Origin of the sequence: Sphingomonas hengshuiensis (genome assembly GCF_000935025.1) — a bacterium.
In the GTDB taxonomy this organism is placed as follows: Bacteria; Pseudomonadota; Alphaproteobacteria; order Sphingomonadales; family Sphingomonadaceae; genus Sphingomonas; species Sphingomonas hengshuiensis.
In genome coordinates, this window is the sequence record NZ_CP010836.1 from 2262195 (window position 1) to 2279212 (window position 17018).

The following is a 17018-nucleotide window of genomic DNA, read 5'->3' on the forward strand; positions in this document are numbered from 1 at the left end:
CTTCACGCTACTCGAAACGGCCCCCGCAGCGATGCTGCGGGGGCCGTTTTGCTGTCAGAACCCCTCGGGCAAGGCGATCGGGCCGACGGCCTCGCGATAGCGCGTGACCGCGTAGCGATCGGTCATCCCCGCAATAAAATCGGCGATATGCCGGCTGCGCCACGGCTCCTCGGCGGGCAGCGCGTCGCGCCACTCGGCGGGCATCAGCGTCGCATCGGCGGCATAGGCCGCGAACAGCCCCGCGACCACGCCATGCGCCGCCTCCGCCGCCGCCAACTGACTGGGGTGGTGATAGAGATTGGCGTACATGAAGCGCTTGAGCGCGCGCTCGTCGTCGCGCATCGCGTCGGAGAAGGCCGCGAGGCACCGCCCCGCCGCGCGCACATCGGCGACCGACTCGATCCCGCTTCCATCCAGCCGCGCGCGCGTCGCGGCGATCAGGTCGTTGGCCATCGCGCCGATCTGCGACCGGATCAGCTCGCCGACCAGCCGCTTCGCCGGCACGCCCGGAAACTGCTTCTCGACGCGCCGCCAGCCATCGGCGACCATCGGCAATGCCATCATCTGGTCGAGCGTCAAAAGGCCAGCGCGCAACCCGTCGTCGATGTCGTGATTGTCATAGGCGATGTCGTCGGCGATCGCCGCGACCTGCGCCTCCAGCGAGGGCCAGGTCTCCAGTTCGAGCGGGAACTCGGCATCCGCCGCCGCCAGCGCCCATTCGGGCCGCGCGATCGGGCCATTATGCTTGGCCAGCCCCTCCAGCGTATCCCAGGTGAGGTTGAGCCCCCGCCACGCCGGATAGGGATGCTCGAGCATCGTCAGCGTGCGCAGCGTATGGCCATTATGGTCGAACCCGCCCACGCCCGCCAGCGCATGTTCGAGCGCGTCTTCGCCGGCATGGCCGAACGGCGGGTGGCCAATGTCGTGCGCCAGGCACAAGGCCTCGGTCAGGTCCTCGTTCAGCCCCAGCGCCCGCGCGATCGTCCGCCCGATCTGCGCGACTTCGAGGCTGTGCGTGAGCCGCACGCGGAAATGGTCGCCATCGGGCGCGAGGAACACCTGCGTCTTGTGCCGCAGCCGGCGGAAGCTGATCGAGTGGATCACGCGGTCGCGGTCGCGCTGGAACGCGTCGCGGGGCCCGCGCACTTCGCCGCCGGGCTCGGGATACAGCCGCCCGCGGCTCTGGCCGGGCATGCACGCCCAGGGTGCGTGACCGCTCATCGCCCCGCCCCGCCCCATTGCAATCGACTCACTTAACCTCCAGCCGCGTGATCTTCTGCCCGGCCTCGCTGGTGAACACGAACCCCGACAGGCCCGATTTGGCGATCGAGTTGACGAAAGCCTGCGCCTCGCCAGCGGTCTTGAACGGGCCCGCGAGCACGCGGTTGGTCGCGCGCAGCGGGGTCCACCATGCCGACTTGCCCTTGAACAGCACCGGCGCCTTGGCGACCACGGCCTTCCACGCCTTGGGCAGCGTATCGACATTCGCACCCCCGGCCACCTGGACCCAGGCGCGCGCGGGCTCGAGCTTCACCGGGTCCTTCTTGGGATCGGGCTTCTTGGCCTTGGGGTCCGGCTTGCCCGCCTTCGCCTTCGAGTCGACCTTGGCGGGATCGGCCTTGGCGACCTCCGGCTTCGGCTTGGGCTCAGGCTTTGGCGGCGCGGGCTTCACGAGTGCCGGCTTCGGCTCAGGCTTCGGTTCAGGCGCCGGGGCGGGCTCGGGCGCCGGCTCGACGCGGACGGGCTCGATGGGGACCCGCGTCACGACTTCCAGTTCCTCGCCGGGGATGGTGAGCTTGCCCATGATCGCCGCGAGCACGCTATCCTCCTGCCCCACCCGCGCGGGCCCCGGCGGCGTCGGCGCGGCGGCGCGCTGCTGCGGCGGGGCCAGTACCGGCTGCGGCTGGGGCTCAGGCAAGGGCTGGACCTGGGCCTGGCGTTCCGGCTGGGGCTGGGCGACTGGCGGCGCGGCCTCGACAGCGCGCGGCTCCGGCGTCGCCGGGCGCGGCTCAGGGGCAGCAGCAGTTGCGCTTGGCGCAGCGGGCTGCGGCACGGACGAAGCTGGAGCCGCCGCGCGCGTCTCCGGCGGTTGCGCAGGCGCGGTTTCGAACCGCAGCGGCCAGGCGGGCTGTTCCCCCGCCCCGCCCTGCCGGAGCGTGGTACGCCGCTCGGGTGCCTGCATTGCACTGCCCGCCAGCCGAACCGGCGCGCGCGTGGTCGAAGGCGCAGGCGTCGGTGCTGGTGTCGGCAGCGGCTGGACCATCGGCTGGGGCGGCGGCGGAACGAATTGCGGCGGCGCGGGAAGCGGCGCAGCGGCCGCTACTTCGACCGGCCTGCGGGCAGCCGCCGTCGCAGCGACCTGCGCCGCGCGCTCGTCGCGCTCGCGTTCGCGCCGGGACCGTCGATCGCGGCCCTTGGCGCTGGAGGCCGGCTGCACCGGCGCCGCGGCGACCTGGACCGGGCGTGCCTCGGGCACATAGCGCGGCAAGGCGGGCGCCAGCCGCGCATCGGCCATCCGCGCCTGGGTCGGCGACAATTCGCCGAAATGCACCGCAAAGGCGCGATCGGCGGGCGACAGCGTCCCCAGCCGACGAAAAAAGGGCGCGAGCGCCTGGCCCATCGTGCCCGGCATCATGCTCGCGGCGATCCGCTCGGCGCCTGCGACATCGCCGTTCATCGCCATGATGAAAGCCCGCGCACGCCACGCCGCCCGATCGCTCTTGCGCAGCAGCGGATCGAGTTGCGCCATCGCCGCATCGACTCGCCCCGTGCTGCCCAGCGACAGCGCATAGCGCCGCTGCGTCTCCTCGCTACGGTCGCCGCTCGCCATCGCCAGCGCATAGTCGCGCTGCGCAAGGTCGGGCGAGCCGAGCAGGTCATAGGCAAAGCCGCGATCGGCGGCATAGTCGCGCACCGGGACGCCGCGCGCCTCCGCGCCCTGGAACAGCCGCAGCGCCTCGCCCGGGCGCTCCAGCCGGACGAGCGCCGATCCCCTGCCCGCCAGGATGCGCGGATTGCTCGGGTCGACCGTTTCGGCGCGCTGGAAAAAGGCGAGTGCGGCGGAGGTATCCCCCAGCCGGGCGCTCAACACCCCCGCGGTCAGCAGCGCGTTGACGTCGCGCGGATCGGCGGCAAGCGCGCGCACCTGCTCGGCGAGCCGGTCGGCATCGGGATTGGGCGCGGCGACGATCTCGGTCTGCGCGCGAACGGGACACACCCCGGTAGCGGCCAGCATCAGGCCGAGCGCCAACGCGCGCGAAGTGCGAATCCGGTTCATGTCGGCCCAGCCTAAACGCCTCAAACGATGAACCGCCAATAACCCATCGCCGGCGGCTCGCCAAAGCGAGGCACGCCGGCGATGAATGCCGTTACTGGTTGTTCTGGCTGCGCAGGAACCGCGGAATATCGAGCGGATCCTTGTCGTCGTCATCGGACTTGGCCGCACCACGCGACGCGGATGCCATCCGCTCGAACAACGTGCCCCCCGAACGCCGGGCCGGCTTGGCCTCGGGCGCGGCCGGCTCGTCCTCGCCGCCGGTCAGCCAGCGACGGCGGCTGCCATATTCGGGCGCGGGCGGGGCTGCGGGCTCGGGTGCCGCCGGTGCCGGCGGCACCATCGCCGCTTCCTCGCCGAGCAGCAGTTCGTCGGCCTCGGGCACATCGTCGAAGCGCGCCACGGGCTCGGGCTGCGGCTCGGGCACATAGGGCTCGGGGATGCGCGGCGCTTCGGCGATCGGCTCGGGCGCGGGGGCCGGGGCAGGCTCGGCATAGCCCGATGCCGGTGCGGCGGGCGGCGCGGAGTCGGCGGCGGCGGTGCGGCGCGGCGTCGCGAAGGAGAAGACGCGCGGCTGCTCGGCGGCCACCGGCGCGGGCTTGGCCTGCGCGTCGGCATCGATCCCCGTGGCGACCACCGACACGCGGATGCGGCCTTCCAGATCGGGGTTGAACGCCGATCCCCAGATGATGTTCGCGTCGGGATCGACCAGCTCGCGGATATGGTTCGCGGCTTCGTCGACTTCGAGCAGGCGCATGTCCTCGCCGCCGGTGATCGACACGATCACGCCCTTGGCGCCGTTCATGCTCACACCGTCGAGCAGCGGGTTGGCAATCGCCTTCTGCGCCGCGATCAGCGCGCGGTCGTCGCCTTCCGCCTCGCCGGTGCCCATCATCGCCTTGCCCATTTCCTGCATCACCGAACGGACGTCGGCGAAATCCAGGTTGATCAGGCCTGGCATGACCATCAGGTCGGTGATCCCGCGGACGCCCTGCTGCAGCACCTCGTCCGCCATCTCGAACGCTTCCTTGAAGGTCGTGTTGGCATTGGCGATCAGGAACAAATTCTGGTTCGGAATGACGATCAGCGTATCGACGTACTTCTGCAGCTCTTCGATGCCCGCTTCCGCCGATTGCGCGCGGCGGCGACCTTCGAACGAGAAGGGCTTGGTCACGACGCCCACGGTCAGGATGCCCATGTCGCGCGCAGCCTTGGCGATCACCGGCGCGGCGCCGGTGCCGGTGCCCCCGCCCATGCCCGCGGCGATGAACACCATGTGCGCGCCCTCGAGCGCTTTCTGCACCTGCTCGATCGTCTCCTCGGCGGCGGCGCGGCCGATCTCCGGACGCGAGCCCGCGCCCAGCCCTTGCGTGATCTTCGCGCCCAGCTGGATGCGATGCCCCGCCGACGACTGTTTCAGCGCCTGGCTGTCGGTATTGGCGACGAGGAACTCGACGCCCTGGACCTCGGCCCGGATCATGTTGGCGATCGCGTTCCCACCGGCGCCACCCACGCCGATCACCGTGATCTTCGGGGTCAGTTCGTCGACCTCAGCCGGAAGGAATTCGATACTCATCACAATGTCTCCCTGGCGCCGCGGACGCAATGGAGCGGCACGTTGACTAGTCGTTCTGCACCATGCCCCCCGGCGACTCTAGTGGAAAGAGGGGGGCCTGTCGCATTTCTTCAATAATTGGCCCTGAATGCGGCCATCAAGCGCTGCATCAGCGCGCCGGTACTCGTTTTGGTGACAAGCTGGTGGCTCGGCTCCAGCGCGCGCAGGTCGATCGGGTCCGCCGCCGCGAACCGCGCGAGCCCGGCGAGCGTGGCAAAGGCCGGCCCCGAATGCGCCTCGGGCAGCGCGATCAGCCCCTTGGGACGCCCCACCCGCACTGCGCTGCCCAGCGATTGCTGCGCATAATCGGCCACCCCCTTCAGCTCGGCACCGCCCCCGGTCAGCACGATCTGGCGCCCGACCGGATCGGCGAAGCCCAGCTTCTTCAGTTCCTTCTGGATCTCGGACATCAGCCGTTCCAGCCGCTGGCGGATGATCCCGTTGAGCTGCGCCTTGGTGATGCGCGGCCCTTCGACATTGTCGTCGGGGATCGCCGGCATCACGTCGATCATCTCGTGGTTGTCGCGCGGGCTCAGATTGGCCGAGCCGTGGAAGCATTTGGTCCGCTCGGCCCATTGCCGCGCCGTGCCGAAGGCGGAGGCGATATCGTCGGTGATGTCGGACGATCCCATCGCGATCGACGCCAGCCCGGCGAGCACCCCGCCCGCGAACACCGACACGTTGGTCACCCCCGCGCCGATCTCGACCAGCGCCACGCCCAGCTCGCGCTCTTCCTCGGTCAGGCAGGCAAGGCCCGTGGCGACCGGTGCCGCGATGATCGAGCGCACCTCGAGATGCGCGGAGCGGACGCACAGATCGAGATTGCGCACCGGCGATCCCTCTGTCGCGACGACATGGATGTCGACGCCCAGCCGATCGGCATGCAGCCCCAGCGGGCGCTTGACCCCGGCAAGCCCATCGACGGTATAGCGCGTCGGCTGGGCATGGAGCACCATCTTGCCCTGCGGATCGATCGCGTCGCGTCCGGCGCGCAGCAATTCGTCGATATCGCCCTGCTCGACGCGGTGGCCGCCCAGATCGGCTTCGAGCTTGACGATATCGGACACCAGCCCGCCCGCCGAGAAGCTGACCCAGACATCCTCGATATTGGTGCCCGCGATGCGCTCGGCCTGCTCGACGGCTTCGCGGATCGCGATTTCGGTGGCGTGCATGTCGGCGACATAGCCGCGCTTGACGCCCCGGCTCTCGCGCTGGCCGGTGCCGAGCACGACGAGCTGGCCGTCGTCGGACTTCTGCGCGATCAGCGCCGAAACCTTGGACGAGCCCACGTCGAGAGCGGTTATCAAACCCTCCGGTGCCGTTTTCGCCATTGCCGCTACTCCCCTGTCACGATGCTTGTCGGCGCCGTCGCCACGGTGGGCGCGCTCGGCCGCTGCACCACCATATTGCCCGGAACGCGCATGTCGAACCGGATCGATCCCTTGCCCAACAGCCGCTGCTCGCCGTCCAGCGTCGCGAACTTGCGCAGCGCCTCCGCCGCTTCAGCCTCGCCTTCGGGCAGTTGCAGCCGCTCGCCGGTGTCGAACGTCAGGTCCCAGCGGCGATTGCCGATCCAGGTCGCGGCCTTGACCAAGGGCTTGAGCGCGGGCGCCGCCTCCATCAGCGCGCGGCGCGCGGGCTCCTGCGCATTGGCGCCGTCGCCGATCACCAGCGGCAGATCGGGCATCGCGTCGCGCGATACGGGCTCCAGCGGCACGCCATTGGGATCAACCAGCATCAACTGCCCGCGATTTTGCCAGATCGCGCCCGGCACCCGCTCGACGATGAAGATGCGCAGCGTATTGGGCAGCCGCCGCGACACGCGCGCATCCTCGACCCAGGGGAATTTGAGCAGCCGTTCGCGCACCAGCGCCAGGTCGACCAGCGGCATCGCGCGCGAATCCTGGTCGAGCGCGGCGCCATAGACCGTCATCCGGTCCATCCGCTTCAGCCCATCGATCTGGACCTCGTCGACCTTGAGCCCCGCCTCGCCCACGACATTGGCCAGCGCAACGCCCGCCATCGCGGGAACGCCCATCCACACGCCGATGCCGAGCGCGATCGCGCCGACGGTGCCGACAATGCCCCAGGTCGCGATCCGCTGGAGCGTCGCCTCGCTGAACGGCAGCGCCGCGACTGCCTGGTCGAGCAATCCGGGCCGCTTGGGGCGACGCGAATTCGGCTTGCGCTTCTTGGGCGCGGCCCCGCGCCGCGTCGCGGTGCGCTGGGCGGGGCGGCGGCTCACAGCGCTTCGTCCACGATGCGCTGCACGAGTTCGGCATAGCCGATGCCGAGATATTTGGCCTGTTCGGGGACGAGGCTGAGCGGCGTCATGCCCGGCTGGGTGTTGACCTCCAGCAGGAACAGCCCCTCGACGCCCTGGCTGTCGTCCCAGCGGAAATCCGAACGCGACGCGCCCTTGCACCCCAGCAGCCGGTGCGCATCCAGCGCGATCCGCTTGCACGCATCGGCGACATCGTCGGGGATGTCGGCGGGGCAGATATGGTCGGTCAGCCCGTCGGTATATTTGGCGGCATAGTCGTAAAAGCCGCTCTTGGGCTTCAGCTCGGTGACGCCCAGCGCCTCCCCGCCCAGCACCGCCGTCGTCAGCTCGCGCCCCCGGATAAAGGGCTCGGCGAGCAGCTCGTCGAATTCCTGCCACGGCCCCGCAGCGTCGCGCGCGATCGGGTTGCCGTAATTGCCCTGGTCGGTGACGATCGCGACGCCGACCGACGAGCCTTCGTTGACGGGCTTGAGCACATAGGGGCGCGGCAGCGGATCGCGTTCGTACAATTCCTCGGTCCGCACCATCCGCCCGCCGGGCATCGGGATGCCATGCGGCACCAGCGCCTGCTTGGTAAGCTGCTTGTCGATCGCGATCACCGACGTGACCATGCCGGAATGCGTGTAGCGCAGCCCCATCAGGTCGAGCATCCCCTGCACGCTGCCATCCTCGCCCGGCGTGCCGTGCAGCGCGTTGAACACCAGATCGGGCTTCGCCTCGGTGAGCTTCACCGCCACGTCGCGACCCATGTCGATCGCCGTCACGCGATGCCCCAGGCTCTCGAGCGCGGCGACGATATCGTGCCCCGACATCAGCGAAACCTCGCGCTCCGCGGACCAGCCGCCCAGCAGCACGGCGATGTGGAGCGTCACAGCAATCCTCCCCGGAACGGGGAGGCGATCACCGCATCAGGCTGCGCGCCTCCCCCATTTCCACCGTCATGCTGAACTTGTTTCAGCATCCACCGCGCAACAAGCCACGGATATGCGCGCTGAGGGTTGGATGCTGAAACAAGTTCAGCATGACGGGAAATGAAGGACTCGACGTCCGATTCACGGTGCGCGCCCCTCCCCGTGCCGGGGAGGATCGAAGAAATCACCATCACTTGCTAACCCCCACCCGCTGGATTTCCCATTCCAGCGTCACGCCGGACTGCGCCTGCACCCGCGCGCGGACGTCCTCGCCCAGCGCCTCGATGTCGGCGCTGGTCGCATTGCCCAGGTTGAGCAGGAAATTGCAGTGTTTTTCGCTAACCTGCGCATCGCCCCGCCGCAAACCCCGGCATCCGGCGGCGTCGACCAATGCCCAGGCCTTGTGGCCCTCTGGGTTCTTGAAGGTCGATCCGCCGGTCTTTGATCGCAGCGGCTGCGATTCCTCGCGCGCGGCGGCGATGCGGTCCATCTCGGCCTGGATTTCGTCCGAAGGCTTGGGAAAGCCCCGGAACGTCGCCGACACCACGATCGCCCCCTCGGGCAGGCTGCTGTGCCGATAGCTATAGCCCAGATCGGCGTTCGCCAGCACCCGGCGTTCGCCCGATCGCAGCACCACCTCGCACTCGACCAATATATCGCACGTCTCGCGGCCATAGGCGCCGCCATTCATCCGCACGAACCCGCCGACCGTGCCGGGGATCGATCGCAGGAACTCGACGCCGCCGATCCCCGCATCGCGCGCCTTGGACGACACCAATATGCCCGAAGCCCCGCCGCCGCACCGTAGCGTCACCGCGTCGAGCACCTCGACCGCCGCAAACGCCTTGCCCAGCCGCACCACCACGCCCGCCACCCCGCCGTCGCGCACGATCATGTTCGATCCGAGCCCCAGCCCCATCACCGGCACCGCGGGATCGAGGTCGCGCAGGAACGCGACCAGATCCTCGGCATCGGCGGGCTCGAACAGCCACTCCGCCGTGCCGCCGCTCTTGAACCAAACGAGCGGCGCCAGCGGCGCGTCGGCGGTCAGCTTGCCGCGGACCTGGGGGAGCGTCGCCGCCGCGATCACTTCCATCCCCAAAGCCGCGCCCATTGCTGCCATGCCGCCATGTTCGCCTCGGCGGCCTTTTGCCCCGCCTCCTGGAGCGCGGTCATCTGCTTGCCTGCGTCCAGCATCTTTTGCGCCGCGTCGATCTGCGCCTCCTGCGCGCGGATGATCTCGCGCTGCATCTCGATCGCCGTGGAGAACCAGTCGCTCATGCCACCCGCTCCTGTTGCCGTGCCGCCTCGATCCCCGCGGCCAGCCCCGCCGCCCATTTGGTAATGTCGCCCGCGCCCAGGCACACGACCATGTCGCCGGGCACCGTCACCTCGGCCAGCGCCGCCGCCAGCGCCTCGGCATCGGCGACCGCCGCCACCGCACGATGCCCGCGCCGCTTGATCCCCTCGACCAGCGCATCGGCATCCACGCCCTCGCGCTGCGCCTCGCCCGCGGCATAGACCGGGGCGATATAGACCATGTCGGCGTCGTTGAACGCCTGGGCGAAGTCATCCATCAGATTGCCCAGCCGCGAGTAACGATGCGGCTGCATCACCGCGATCACCCGCCCCTCGGCGCTTTCGCGCGCGGCGGACAGGACGGCGCGGATCTCCACCGGATGATGGCCGTAATCGTCGATCACGGTCACGCCCTGCGTCTCGCCCACCTTGGTAAAGCGCCTTTTGACCCCGCCGAACCGGGCAAAGCCCTTCTGGATCGTGACGTCGGGAATGCCCAGCTCCAGCGCCACGCCGATCGCGGCCAGCGCGTTCTGGACATTGTGGCGCCCCGGCATCGGCAGCTCGATCCCCTCGATCGACCGCGTCGTGCCGTCGCGGTGGCGGATGATCGCCTCGAAGCGGTTGCCCCCCGAATGCGGTGTCACGTTCACCCCGCGCACATCGGCGCTGGCAGCAAAGCCATAGGTGACGATCCGCCGGTCGCGCACGCGCGGGATGATCGCCTGCACTTCGGGGTGATCGAGGCACAGCAACGCCGCGCCGTAAAAGGGCACATTCTCGACGAACTCGACGAACGCATCCTTCACCGAATCGAAATCGCCATAATGGTCGAGATGCTCGGGATCGATATTGGTGACGACCGCGATCGTGCCGTCCAGCCGCAGGAAGCTGCCGTCGCTCTCATCGGCCTCCACCACCATCCACTCGCTGTCGCCCAGCCGGGCGTTCGAGCCATATTGGTTGATGATTCCGCCGTTGATCACGGTCGGATCGACCCCGCCCGCATCGAGCAAAGCCGCGACCATCGACGTCGTGGTCGTCTTGCCATGCGTCCCCGCCACCGCGACGGTGGATTTCAGCCGCATCAGCTCGGCGAGCATCTCGGCGCGGCGCACCACGGGGACGCGGCGCTCATAGGCGGCTTCCACCTCGGGGTTGGTGCGCACGATCGCAGTCGAGACCACGACCACCGCCGCATCGCCCAGATTGTCGGCGCTATGCCCGATCGTCACCACGATCCCGCGCCCGCGCAGCGCCTCGATCACGGTGCTTTCGGCAACGTCAGAACCCTGAACCTTATAGCCCAGATTGTGCATCACCTCGGCGATGCCCGACATGCCGATGCCGCCGATGCCGACGAAATGGATGGTACCGATGTCGGTTGCGACACCCTTCATGCGTCAAAGTCCTTATGCATAAGCGGGCCTTCCGCCCTGCATGGCTGCCCGGCGCACATGGATCGGTGCGGTCGGGGCGTGAATCGATTCGACCAAGTCGGCGAGGTCGCGCACCGCATGTGGCCGGCCACAGCTTCGCGCCCGCGCCGCTGCATTCTCCAGCCCCTGGGTGTCGAGCCCCAGCTTCTGGATCTGCTTGGCGAGTTCGGGCGCGGTGAAGGCGCGCTGCGGAATCGTCCGCGCGCCGCCCGCCGCGGTGATCTCGCGCGCATTCGCGGTCTGGTGGTCGTCGGTCGCGCTGGGCAGCGGCACCAGGATCGCGGGGCGCCCCGCTGCGGTCAGCTCCGAAATCGTCGAGGCGCCCGCGCGCGCGATCACGACATGCGCCCATGCCAGCGCCTCGGGCATGTCGGCGATATAGGTCGAGAGGTCGGCGGGAATGCCATGCGCCTGATATTTGGCGCGCACCGCGTCAATGTCCTCGATCCGCGCCTGATGCGTCACCTGCAACCGGCGGCGGAAATGGACGGGGAGCAGCGCGAGCCCGTCGGGCACGACCTGGCTCAGCACCGTCGCACCCTGGCTCCCGCCGGTCACGAGCACGCGGAAGATGCCGTCCTCCTCGAGGATCGGATAGGGCCGGTCGCGCAGCGCCAGCACCGCCTCGCGCACCGGATTGCCCACCAGATGCGTCTTCGCCGCCCAGCCCGGCTTGAGCCGCTCGACGTCTTCATAGGAGGTGGCGATCGCGTCCACCTTGCCCGCAACGAAGCGGTTGACCCGGCCCAGCACGGCGTTCTGCTCGTGCACGATCGTCGGAATGCCCGCGCGGAACGCCGCGAGCAGCGCGGGCATCGCCGGGTATCCGCCGAACCCGATCACCGCCGCGGGCCGCAATTCCTTGTACAGCCGCCGCGCCATCGATCGCCCGGCCATCATCTTGGCCATCGCCTTCAGATAGCCGATCGGCCCGCCCGCCAGCCGCCCCGCGGGCAGGACGTGCGTCTCGATATTGTCGAACAGCCCCGGAAAGCGCACCCCGCGATCGTCGCTGACCAGCGCGACGTGATGCCCGCGCGCAATCAGCTCCGCCGCCAGCGCCGCCGCCGGGACCATATGTCCGCCCGTGCCGCCTGCCGCGAGCACATAGCATCGTGAATTCGTCATCCCTTGCTCCACCGCCCCGTATAGGGAGACCGCTTCAGATACGGGTTTCGCCGCGTGAAAGCGAGCAATAGGCCCATCCCGATCGACAAAGCTATCATCGAAGACCCGCCATAGCTGATGAACGGCAGCGTCATCCCCTTGGACGGGGCAATGCCGGTGTTCACCGCCATGTTGATCAGCGCCTGCACCCCGAACTGCGCCGCCAGCCCCGATGCCGCGAGCAGGACAAAGGCATCCTCCTCGTCGATCATCCGCATGAACACCCGGATCACGATCGCGGCATAGAGCAGCACGATCACCGCGCAGGATATCAGCCCAAACTCCTCGCCGATCACCGAGAAGATATAATCGGTATGCGCCTCGGGCAGCCTGAACTTCATCTGTCCGCCGCCCGGCCCGGTGCCGGTCAGCCCACCCTCGGTCAGCGTCGCATGCGCCATTTCGATCTGGTAGCGATCGTGGAGCGCTGCCTCCTTGGTCGGGAACAGGAAATTGTCGATCCGCGTCCGCGCGGTGCCGTAAAACAGATAGGCCGCAACGACGCCCGCCACCGCAGTCCCCATCAGCCCGCCGATCGCCAGCGGCGATATGCCCGAGATCATCAGCAGGATCAGCCACACCAGCGCGAACACGATCGTCTGCCCGAAATCGGGCTGGAGCATCAGCAGCACGCCGATCAGCGCAGTCATCGCGCCCGTCACGAACAGCACCGGCAATTCGGGGTCGCGCGCGCGGAACGACAGCATCCACGCGGTCGACACGATGAACAGCGGCTTGAGGAATTCGGAGGGCTGGAATTGCGAAATGCCGACGCCGATCCAGCGCTTGGCCCCGTTCACCTCTGCCCCGACCAGCGGCAGCACGAACAGCATCGCCGTGAACAATATCGCGCCGATCAGCGACAGCCGCCGCGCGAGTTTGATCGGGAGCATCGAAACTGCGACCAGCACCGGCACCGACACGCACACCCACATTAGCTGGCGCCAGAAATAATGCATCGGCGCCATGATGTGCGTCGCGTCCGAATAGCGCCGCGCCGTCGCGGGCGATGCCGCCGCCACCGCGACCAGCCCGATCGCCATCAGGAACAGCGTGAGCAGCAACAGCACGCGATCGACTTCCCAGAACCACATGCCTGCGCGCGACGTGCTGGCGCGGCCAAGCTGTTTCTGAACGCGCCTCTTCACTTCGGCGCCGACGGTCTCCGCCTCGGCGACCTCGTTCATTTCAGCGCCCCCACGGCATCGCGGAACGCCTGCCCGCGATGCTCATAGTCGCGAAACTGGTCGAACGAGGCACAGGCGGGCGAGAGCAGCACGGTATCGCCCGACTTTGCAGCGGCGGCGGCGCTTTGCACGGCGGCCTCCAGCGTCCCCGATCGCTCGACGGGCACATCGCCCTCCAGCAGCCCGGCGAACATTTCTCCAGCGTTACCGATGGTATAGGCACGCACGACATGCCCGAAACCTGGGCGACACGCCTCCAGGCTGTCGGTCTTGGGCGCGCCCCCCACGATCCAGTGAATGCGATCATAGGCCGCCAGCGCAGGCGCGACGGATTCGGGATTGGTCGCCTTGCTGTCATTGACGAAGGTGACGCCGTTCCGGCTCGCGACCCGCTCCATCCGGTGCGGCAGCCCGGGAAAGCTCTCCAGCCCCCGGTCGATCGCGTCCTGCGCAATGCCGAGTGCCTGGCACGCGGCGATGGCGGCGAGTGCGTTCTGGGCGTTGTGCGGCCCCTGCAACGCGGGCCAACGCGACTGGTCCATGCACACGCCCGGCGCGATCTTGGTCAGGTCGGCGCTGCGGCCACCCACCGCAATATCGCGCGCGATGGCGGCGCTGGGGGCGTCGCCGATGCCGATGATCGCGGCATGGCCGGGGCTCTGCATCCCGAACAACCGCGCCTTGGACGCGGCATAGGCATCGAACCCGGCATAGCGATCGAGATGATCCGGCGTGATGTTGAGCAGCACCGCGACGTCGCAATCGAGGCTGTGCGTCAGGTCGATCTGATAGCTCGACAGCTCCAGCACATAGACCCCGCCAGCAGGCAGCGGGTCCTGCCCCAGGATCGGCAACCCGATATTCCCGCCAAGGCGCGTCGGGATGCCTGCGGCCTCGACGATATGGTGGATCAGCGCGGTGGTGGTCGACTTGCCGTTGGTGCCGGTGATCCCGACGACCTTGTGCGGCGGGAGCGACGTGCGCGCTTCGGCGAACAGCTCGATGTCGCCGATCAGAGGGACATGCGCGGTCGCGGCCTTCTCCCGGATCGGATGCCGGATGATCGGCACGCCCGGCGACACCACGACCCCCGCGAAACCGGTGAGGTCGAGTTCGAGCGGATCGGCAAAGGTCAATCGCGCGCCCGATTCCACGAACGTGATGCCACTGCCGGGAGGATCGTTCTCCGCGCCGAAATGCGCCTTCACCTTCGTAAGGTTGTCGGCACTGGCATCCCAGGCCGTGACCTTCGCGCCTGCCGACAAAAACGCATTGAGCGTCGCCGCGCCGGACCGCGCCAGCCCCAGCACCGCATAGCGTTTGCCGCGCCAGGACGCGCTGGTGATCACCGCAGCTTCAGCGTCGCAAGACCGGCCAGCGCCAGCACGAACGCGATGATCCAGAAGCGGATCACCACCGTCGGCTCCGACCAGCCAAGCTGTTCGAAATGATGGTGGATCGGCGCCATCTTGAACACGCGCTTGCCGGTGCGCTTGAAGAAGAACACCTGGATGATGACGCTCAGCGCCTCGATCACGAACAGCCCGCCGATGATTCCCAGCACCAGCTCGTGATGCGCGGTCACCGCAATCGCCCCCAGCGCGCCGCCCAGTGCGAGACTCCCGGTATCGCCCATGAACACCGCCGCCGGGGGCGCGTTGAACCACAGGAAGGCCAGCCCCGCCCCGATCATCGCGCCACAGAATATCGCCAGCTCGCCCGCCCCCGGAATGTGCGGAATGCCCAGATAGGTCGCGAACACCTTGTTGCCCGCCAGATACGCGATCAGCATGAACGCCATGCTCGCGATCACCACCGGCATCGTCGCGAGGCCATCCAGCCCGTCGGTCAGGTTGACGGCATTGCCGAACGCGACGATCGTGAAGGCGGCGAACAGGATGTAGAAATAGCCCAGATCCGGGTGGATCCAGCTGAAGAACGGCACGTACAGCTCGGTCGAACTCTGCGACAGGATGATCCAGCTCGCGATGCCCGCAATCGCGAACTCGCCGAGCAGCCGCACCTTGCCCGATACGCCCGCGGTGCTCGCCTTGCGGACCTTGTCATAGTCGTCGAGGAACCCGATCATCCCGAACCCGAACGTAACAAACATGCACGCCCATACGAACGGGTTGCTCAGGTCCATCCACAACAGCAGCGACAACATCAAGCTAGTCAGGATCATCAGCCCGCCCATCGTCGGCGTGCCGCGCTTGGCGAGGTGGGTCTGCGGGCCGTCGGTGCGGATCGGCTGCCCCTTGCCCTGGCGCACGCGCAGCCAGCCGATGAACTTCGGCCCGATCAGCAATCCGATGAGCAACGCAGTCGCCACCGCCGCCCCGGTACGGAACGACAAATAGCGGAACAGATTGAGAACACTGGGAAATCCCAGATGGTACGCGATCAGGTAGAGCATGGTTGCCTTTCCGCCAGCGCGGCCACGAGCGTCGATAGCCGCACGCCGTTCGAACCCTTGACGAGGACCGAATCGCCCGGCGCCAGCACGGCGTCCAGCCGGTCGCGCGCCGCTGAGGCGTCGGGCACATGGACGAAATCGATCTGGCCCTCAAGCGCCTTCGCGAGCGGGGCCATCGCCTCGCCGACAAGGATCGCATAGGCGATGTTCGCCACTTTCACCGGCCCGGACAGCTCGGCATGGAACGCGTCCGAATGCACCCCCAGCTCGCGCATCTCGCCCAGCACCGCGATTTTGCGGCCCGGCTCGTGCGCCAGCACCGCCAGCGTCGCGCGCATCGATGCGGGGTTGGCGTTGTAGCTCTCGTCGATCACCAGCGCGGTGCCGCCGGCCACCGGCACGGTCAGCCGCGCGCCGCGCCCGGCAAGCCCGCCCATCTCGGCCAGCGCCAGCCCCGCCAGCTCCAGATCGCCGCCCACTGCGTCGACTGCGGCCAGGATACCCATCACATTGGACACCCAATGCGCGCCCGGCTGCGCCAGCGTGAAGCTCAGCTCGCGCCGGTCGAACCGCGCGGTCACAAACGTGCCGCCGGTGCTGGTGCGCATCGCCTCGACCGCACGGAAATCGGCGCCCTCGCCGGTGCCGAAGGTCACGATCCGCGCGGCATGCGGTGCCGCCGCTGCGGTCAGCCGCTCGCGATGCGGGCTGTCGAACGGCACGATCGCCGTGCCGCCGGGCAGCAGCCCCTGGAAAATCTCGCCCTTGGCATCGGCAATCGCGGCTTCGCTTTCGAAAAACCCCATATGCGCCGGCGCAATCGTCGTCACCATCGCGACATGCGGCCGCACCAGCCGGGTGAGCTGGGCCAGCTCGCCGGCATGGTTCATCCCCATTTCGAACACGCCATACCGCGCCGTTTGCGGCATCCGCGCCAGGCTGAGCGGGACGCCGGTATGGTTGTTGTAGCTTTTGACCGATCGGTGCGCGCAGCCGGGATCGTTGCGGTCGAGCGCGGCGAACAGCGCTTCCTTGGTCCCGGTCTTGCCGACCGACCCGGTGACGCCGATCACCTTCCCCGCCATCCGCCCGCGCGCGGCAATGCCCAGCGCGTCGAGTGCGAGGACGGTGTCCGCCACCTTCACATGCGGATGCGGCGTCGCCTCCGAAACCAGCGCCCCCGCCGCACCCTGCGCAAAGGCCTGGTCGAGGAAGCGATGCCCGTCGGTGCTCTCGCCCTTGAGCGCGAGGAACAGGTCGCCGGGACCGATCTCACGCGAATCGAACGCGACGCCGGAAACGGTGAACGCGCCAGAGACCGAGCCGCCGGTCGCCAGCGCTATCTCGTCGGAGGTCCACAGGCGAATCATCGCTCCCCTTCCGCTTGCGGGAGGGGTCGGGGGAGGGCCTGAAAACTCTCCGGCGT

General features: G+C 68.5%; 14 protein-coding genes. All 14 read right to left on the minus strand.

Features of this window, described 5'->3' with window-relative positions; translation table 11 throughout:
• Positions 1 to 54: 54 nt before the first annotated feature.
• The 14 genes from TS85_RS10000 to TS85_RS10065 all read right to left on the minus strand — a co-directional run bounded on the left by TS85_RS10000 (position 55) and on the right by TS85_RS10065 (position 16962).
• On the minus strand, positions 55 to 1221 hold the full coding sequence (locus tag TS85_RS10000) for a deoxyguanosinetriphosphate triphosphohydrolase (protein WP_044336126.1): 1167 nt from the start codon (positions 1219 to 1221) through the stop codon (positions 55 to 57).
• Between the two features lie 28 nt (positions 1222 to 1249).
• Positions 1250 to 3277 (minus strand): tetratricopeptide repeat protein, encoded by a 2028-nt coding sequence (locus TS85_RS10005; protein WP_052507829.1) that lies wholly within the window; start codon positions 3275 to 3277, stop codon positions 1250 to 1252.
• 91 nt (positions 3278 to 3368) lie between these two features.
• The gene (gene ftsZ / locus TS85_RS10010; RefSeq protein WP_044331951.1) at positions 3369 to 4850 is read right to left on the minus strand and encodes a cell division protein FtsZ; all 1482 of its coding nucleotides are present in this window, start codon (positions 4848 to 4850) and stop codon (positions 3369 to 3371) included.
• A 110-nt stretch (positions 4851 to 4960) separates the two neighbouring features.
• A complete protein-coding gene (gene ftsA / locus TS85_RS10015) occupies positions 4961 to 6220 on the minus strand; it encodes a cell division protein FtsA (RefSeq protein ID WP_044331953.1) in 1260 nt (419 codons plus the stop codon).
• Between the two features lie 5 nt (positions 6221 to 6225).
• A complete protein-coding gene (locus tag TS85_RS10020) occupies positions 6226 to 7134 on the minus strand; it encodes a cell division protein FtsQ/DivIB (RefSeq protein WP_044331954.1) in 909 nt (302 codons plus the stop codon).
• Positions 7131 to 8051, minus strand: a complete 921-nt coding sequence (locus tag TS85_RS10025; RefSeq protein ID WP_155006361.1) for a D-alanine--D-alanine ligase — start codon at positions 8049 to 8051, stop codon at positions 7131 to 7133. Before TS85_RS10025 ends, TS85_RS10020 begins: the two co-directional genes overlap by 4 nt.
• A gap of 223 nt (positions 8052 to 8274) precedes the next feature.
• Positions 8275 to 9207, minus strand: coding sequence for a UDP-N-acetylmuramate dehydrogenase (gene murB / locus TS85_RS10030; RefSeq protein ID WP_227698747.1), 933 nt, complete (start codon positions 9205 to 9207; stop codon positions 8275 to 8277).
• Complete coding sequence (locus tag TS85_RS10035; RefSeq protein WP_044331960.1) at positions 9171 to 9365, minus strand: hypothetical protein; 195 nt, start codon at positions 9363 to 9365, stop codon at positions 9171 to 9173. The genes murB and TS85_RS10035 overlap by 37 nt, the downstream gene beginning before the upstream one ends.
• Positions 9362 to 10783: a UDP-N-acetylmuramate--L-alanine ligase gene (gene murC / locus TS85_RS10040; RefSeq protein ID WP_044331962.1), complete on the minus strand. Its 1422-nt coding sequence runs from the start codon at positions 10781 to 10783 to the stop codon at positions 9362 to 9364. The genes TS85_RS10035 and murC overlap by 4 nt, the downstream gene beginning before the upstream one ends.
• A 12-nt stretch (positions 10784 to 10795) precedes the next feature.
• Entirely contained in the window at positions 10796 to 11950 is a 1155-nt protein-coding gene (murG, locus tag TS85_RS10045) for an undecaprenyldiphospho-muramoylpentapeptide beta-N-acetylglucosaminyltransferase (RefSeq protein ID WP_044331963.1), read from the minus strand.
• Positions 11947 to 13176 carry an FtsW/RodA/SpoVE family cell cycle protein gene (locus TS85_RS10050; protein WP_044331965.1) on the minus strand — a complete coding sequence of 410 codons (1230 nt, stop codon included), beginning with the start codon at positions 13174 to 13176 and terminating at the stop codon, positions 11947 to 11949. Before TS85_RS10050 ends, murG begins: the two co-directional genes overlap by 4 nt.
• Entirely contained in the window at positions 13173 to 14525 is a 1353-nt protein-coding gene (gene murD / locus TS85_RS10055) for a UDP-N-acetylmuramoyl-L-alanine--D-glutamate ligase (protein ID WP_044331967.1), read from the minus strand. Before murD ends, TS85_RS10050 begins: the two co-directional genes overlap by 4 nt.
• Entirely contained in the window at positions 14522 to 15592 is a 1071-nt protein-coding gene (gene mraY, locus TS85_RS10060) for a phospho-N-acetylmuramoyl-pentapeptide-transferase (RefSeq protein WP_044331970.1), read from the minus strand. Before mraY ends, murD begins: the two co-directional genes overlap by 4 nt.
• On the minus strand, positions 15580 to 16962 hold the full coding sequence (locus TS85_RS10065) for a UDP-N-acetylmuramoyl-tripeptide--D-alanyl-D-alanine ligase (RefSeq protein WP_044331972.1): 1383 nt from the start codon (positions 16960 to 16962) through the stop codon (positions 15580 to 15582). Before TS85_RS10065 ends, mraY begins: the two co-directional genes overlap by 13 nt.
• Between the last annotated feature and the right edge of the window lie 56 nt (positions 16963 to 17018).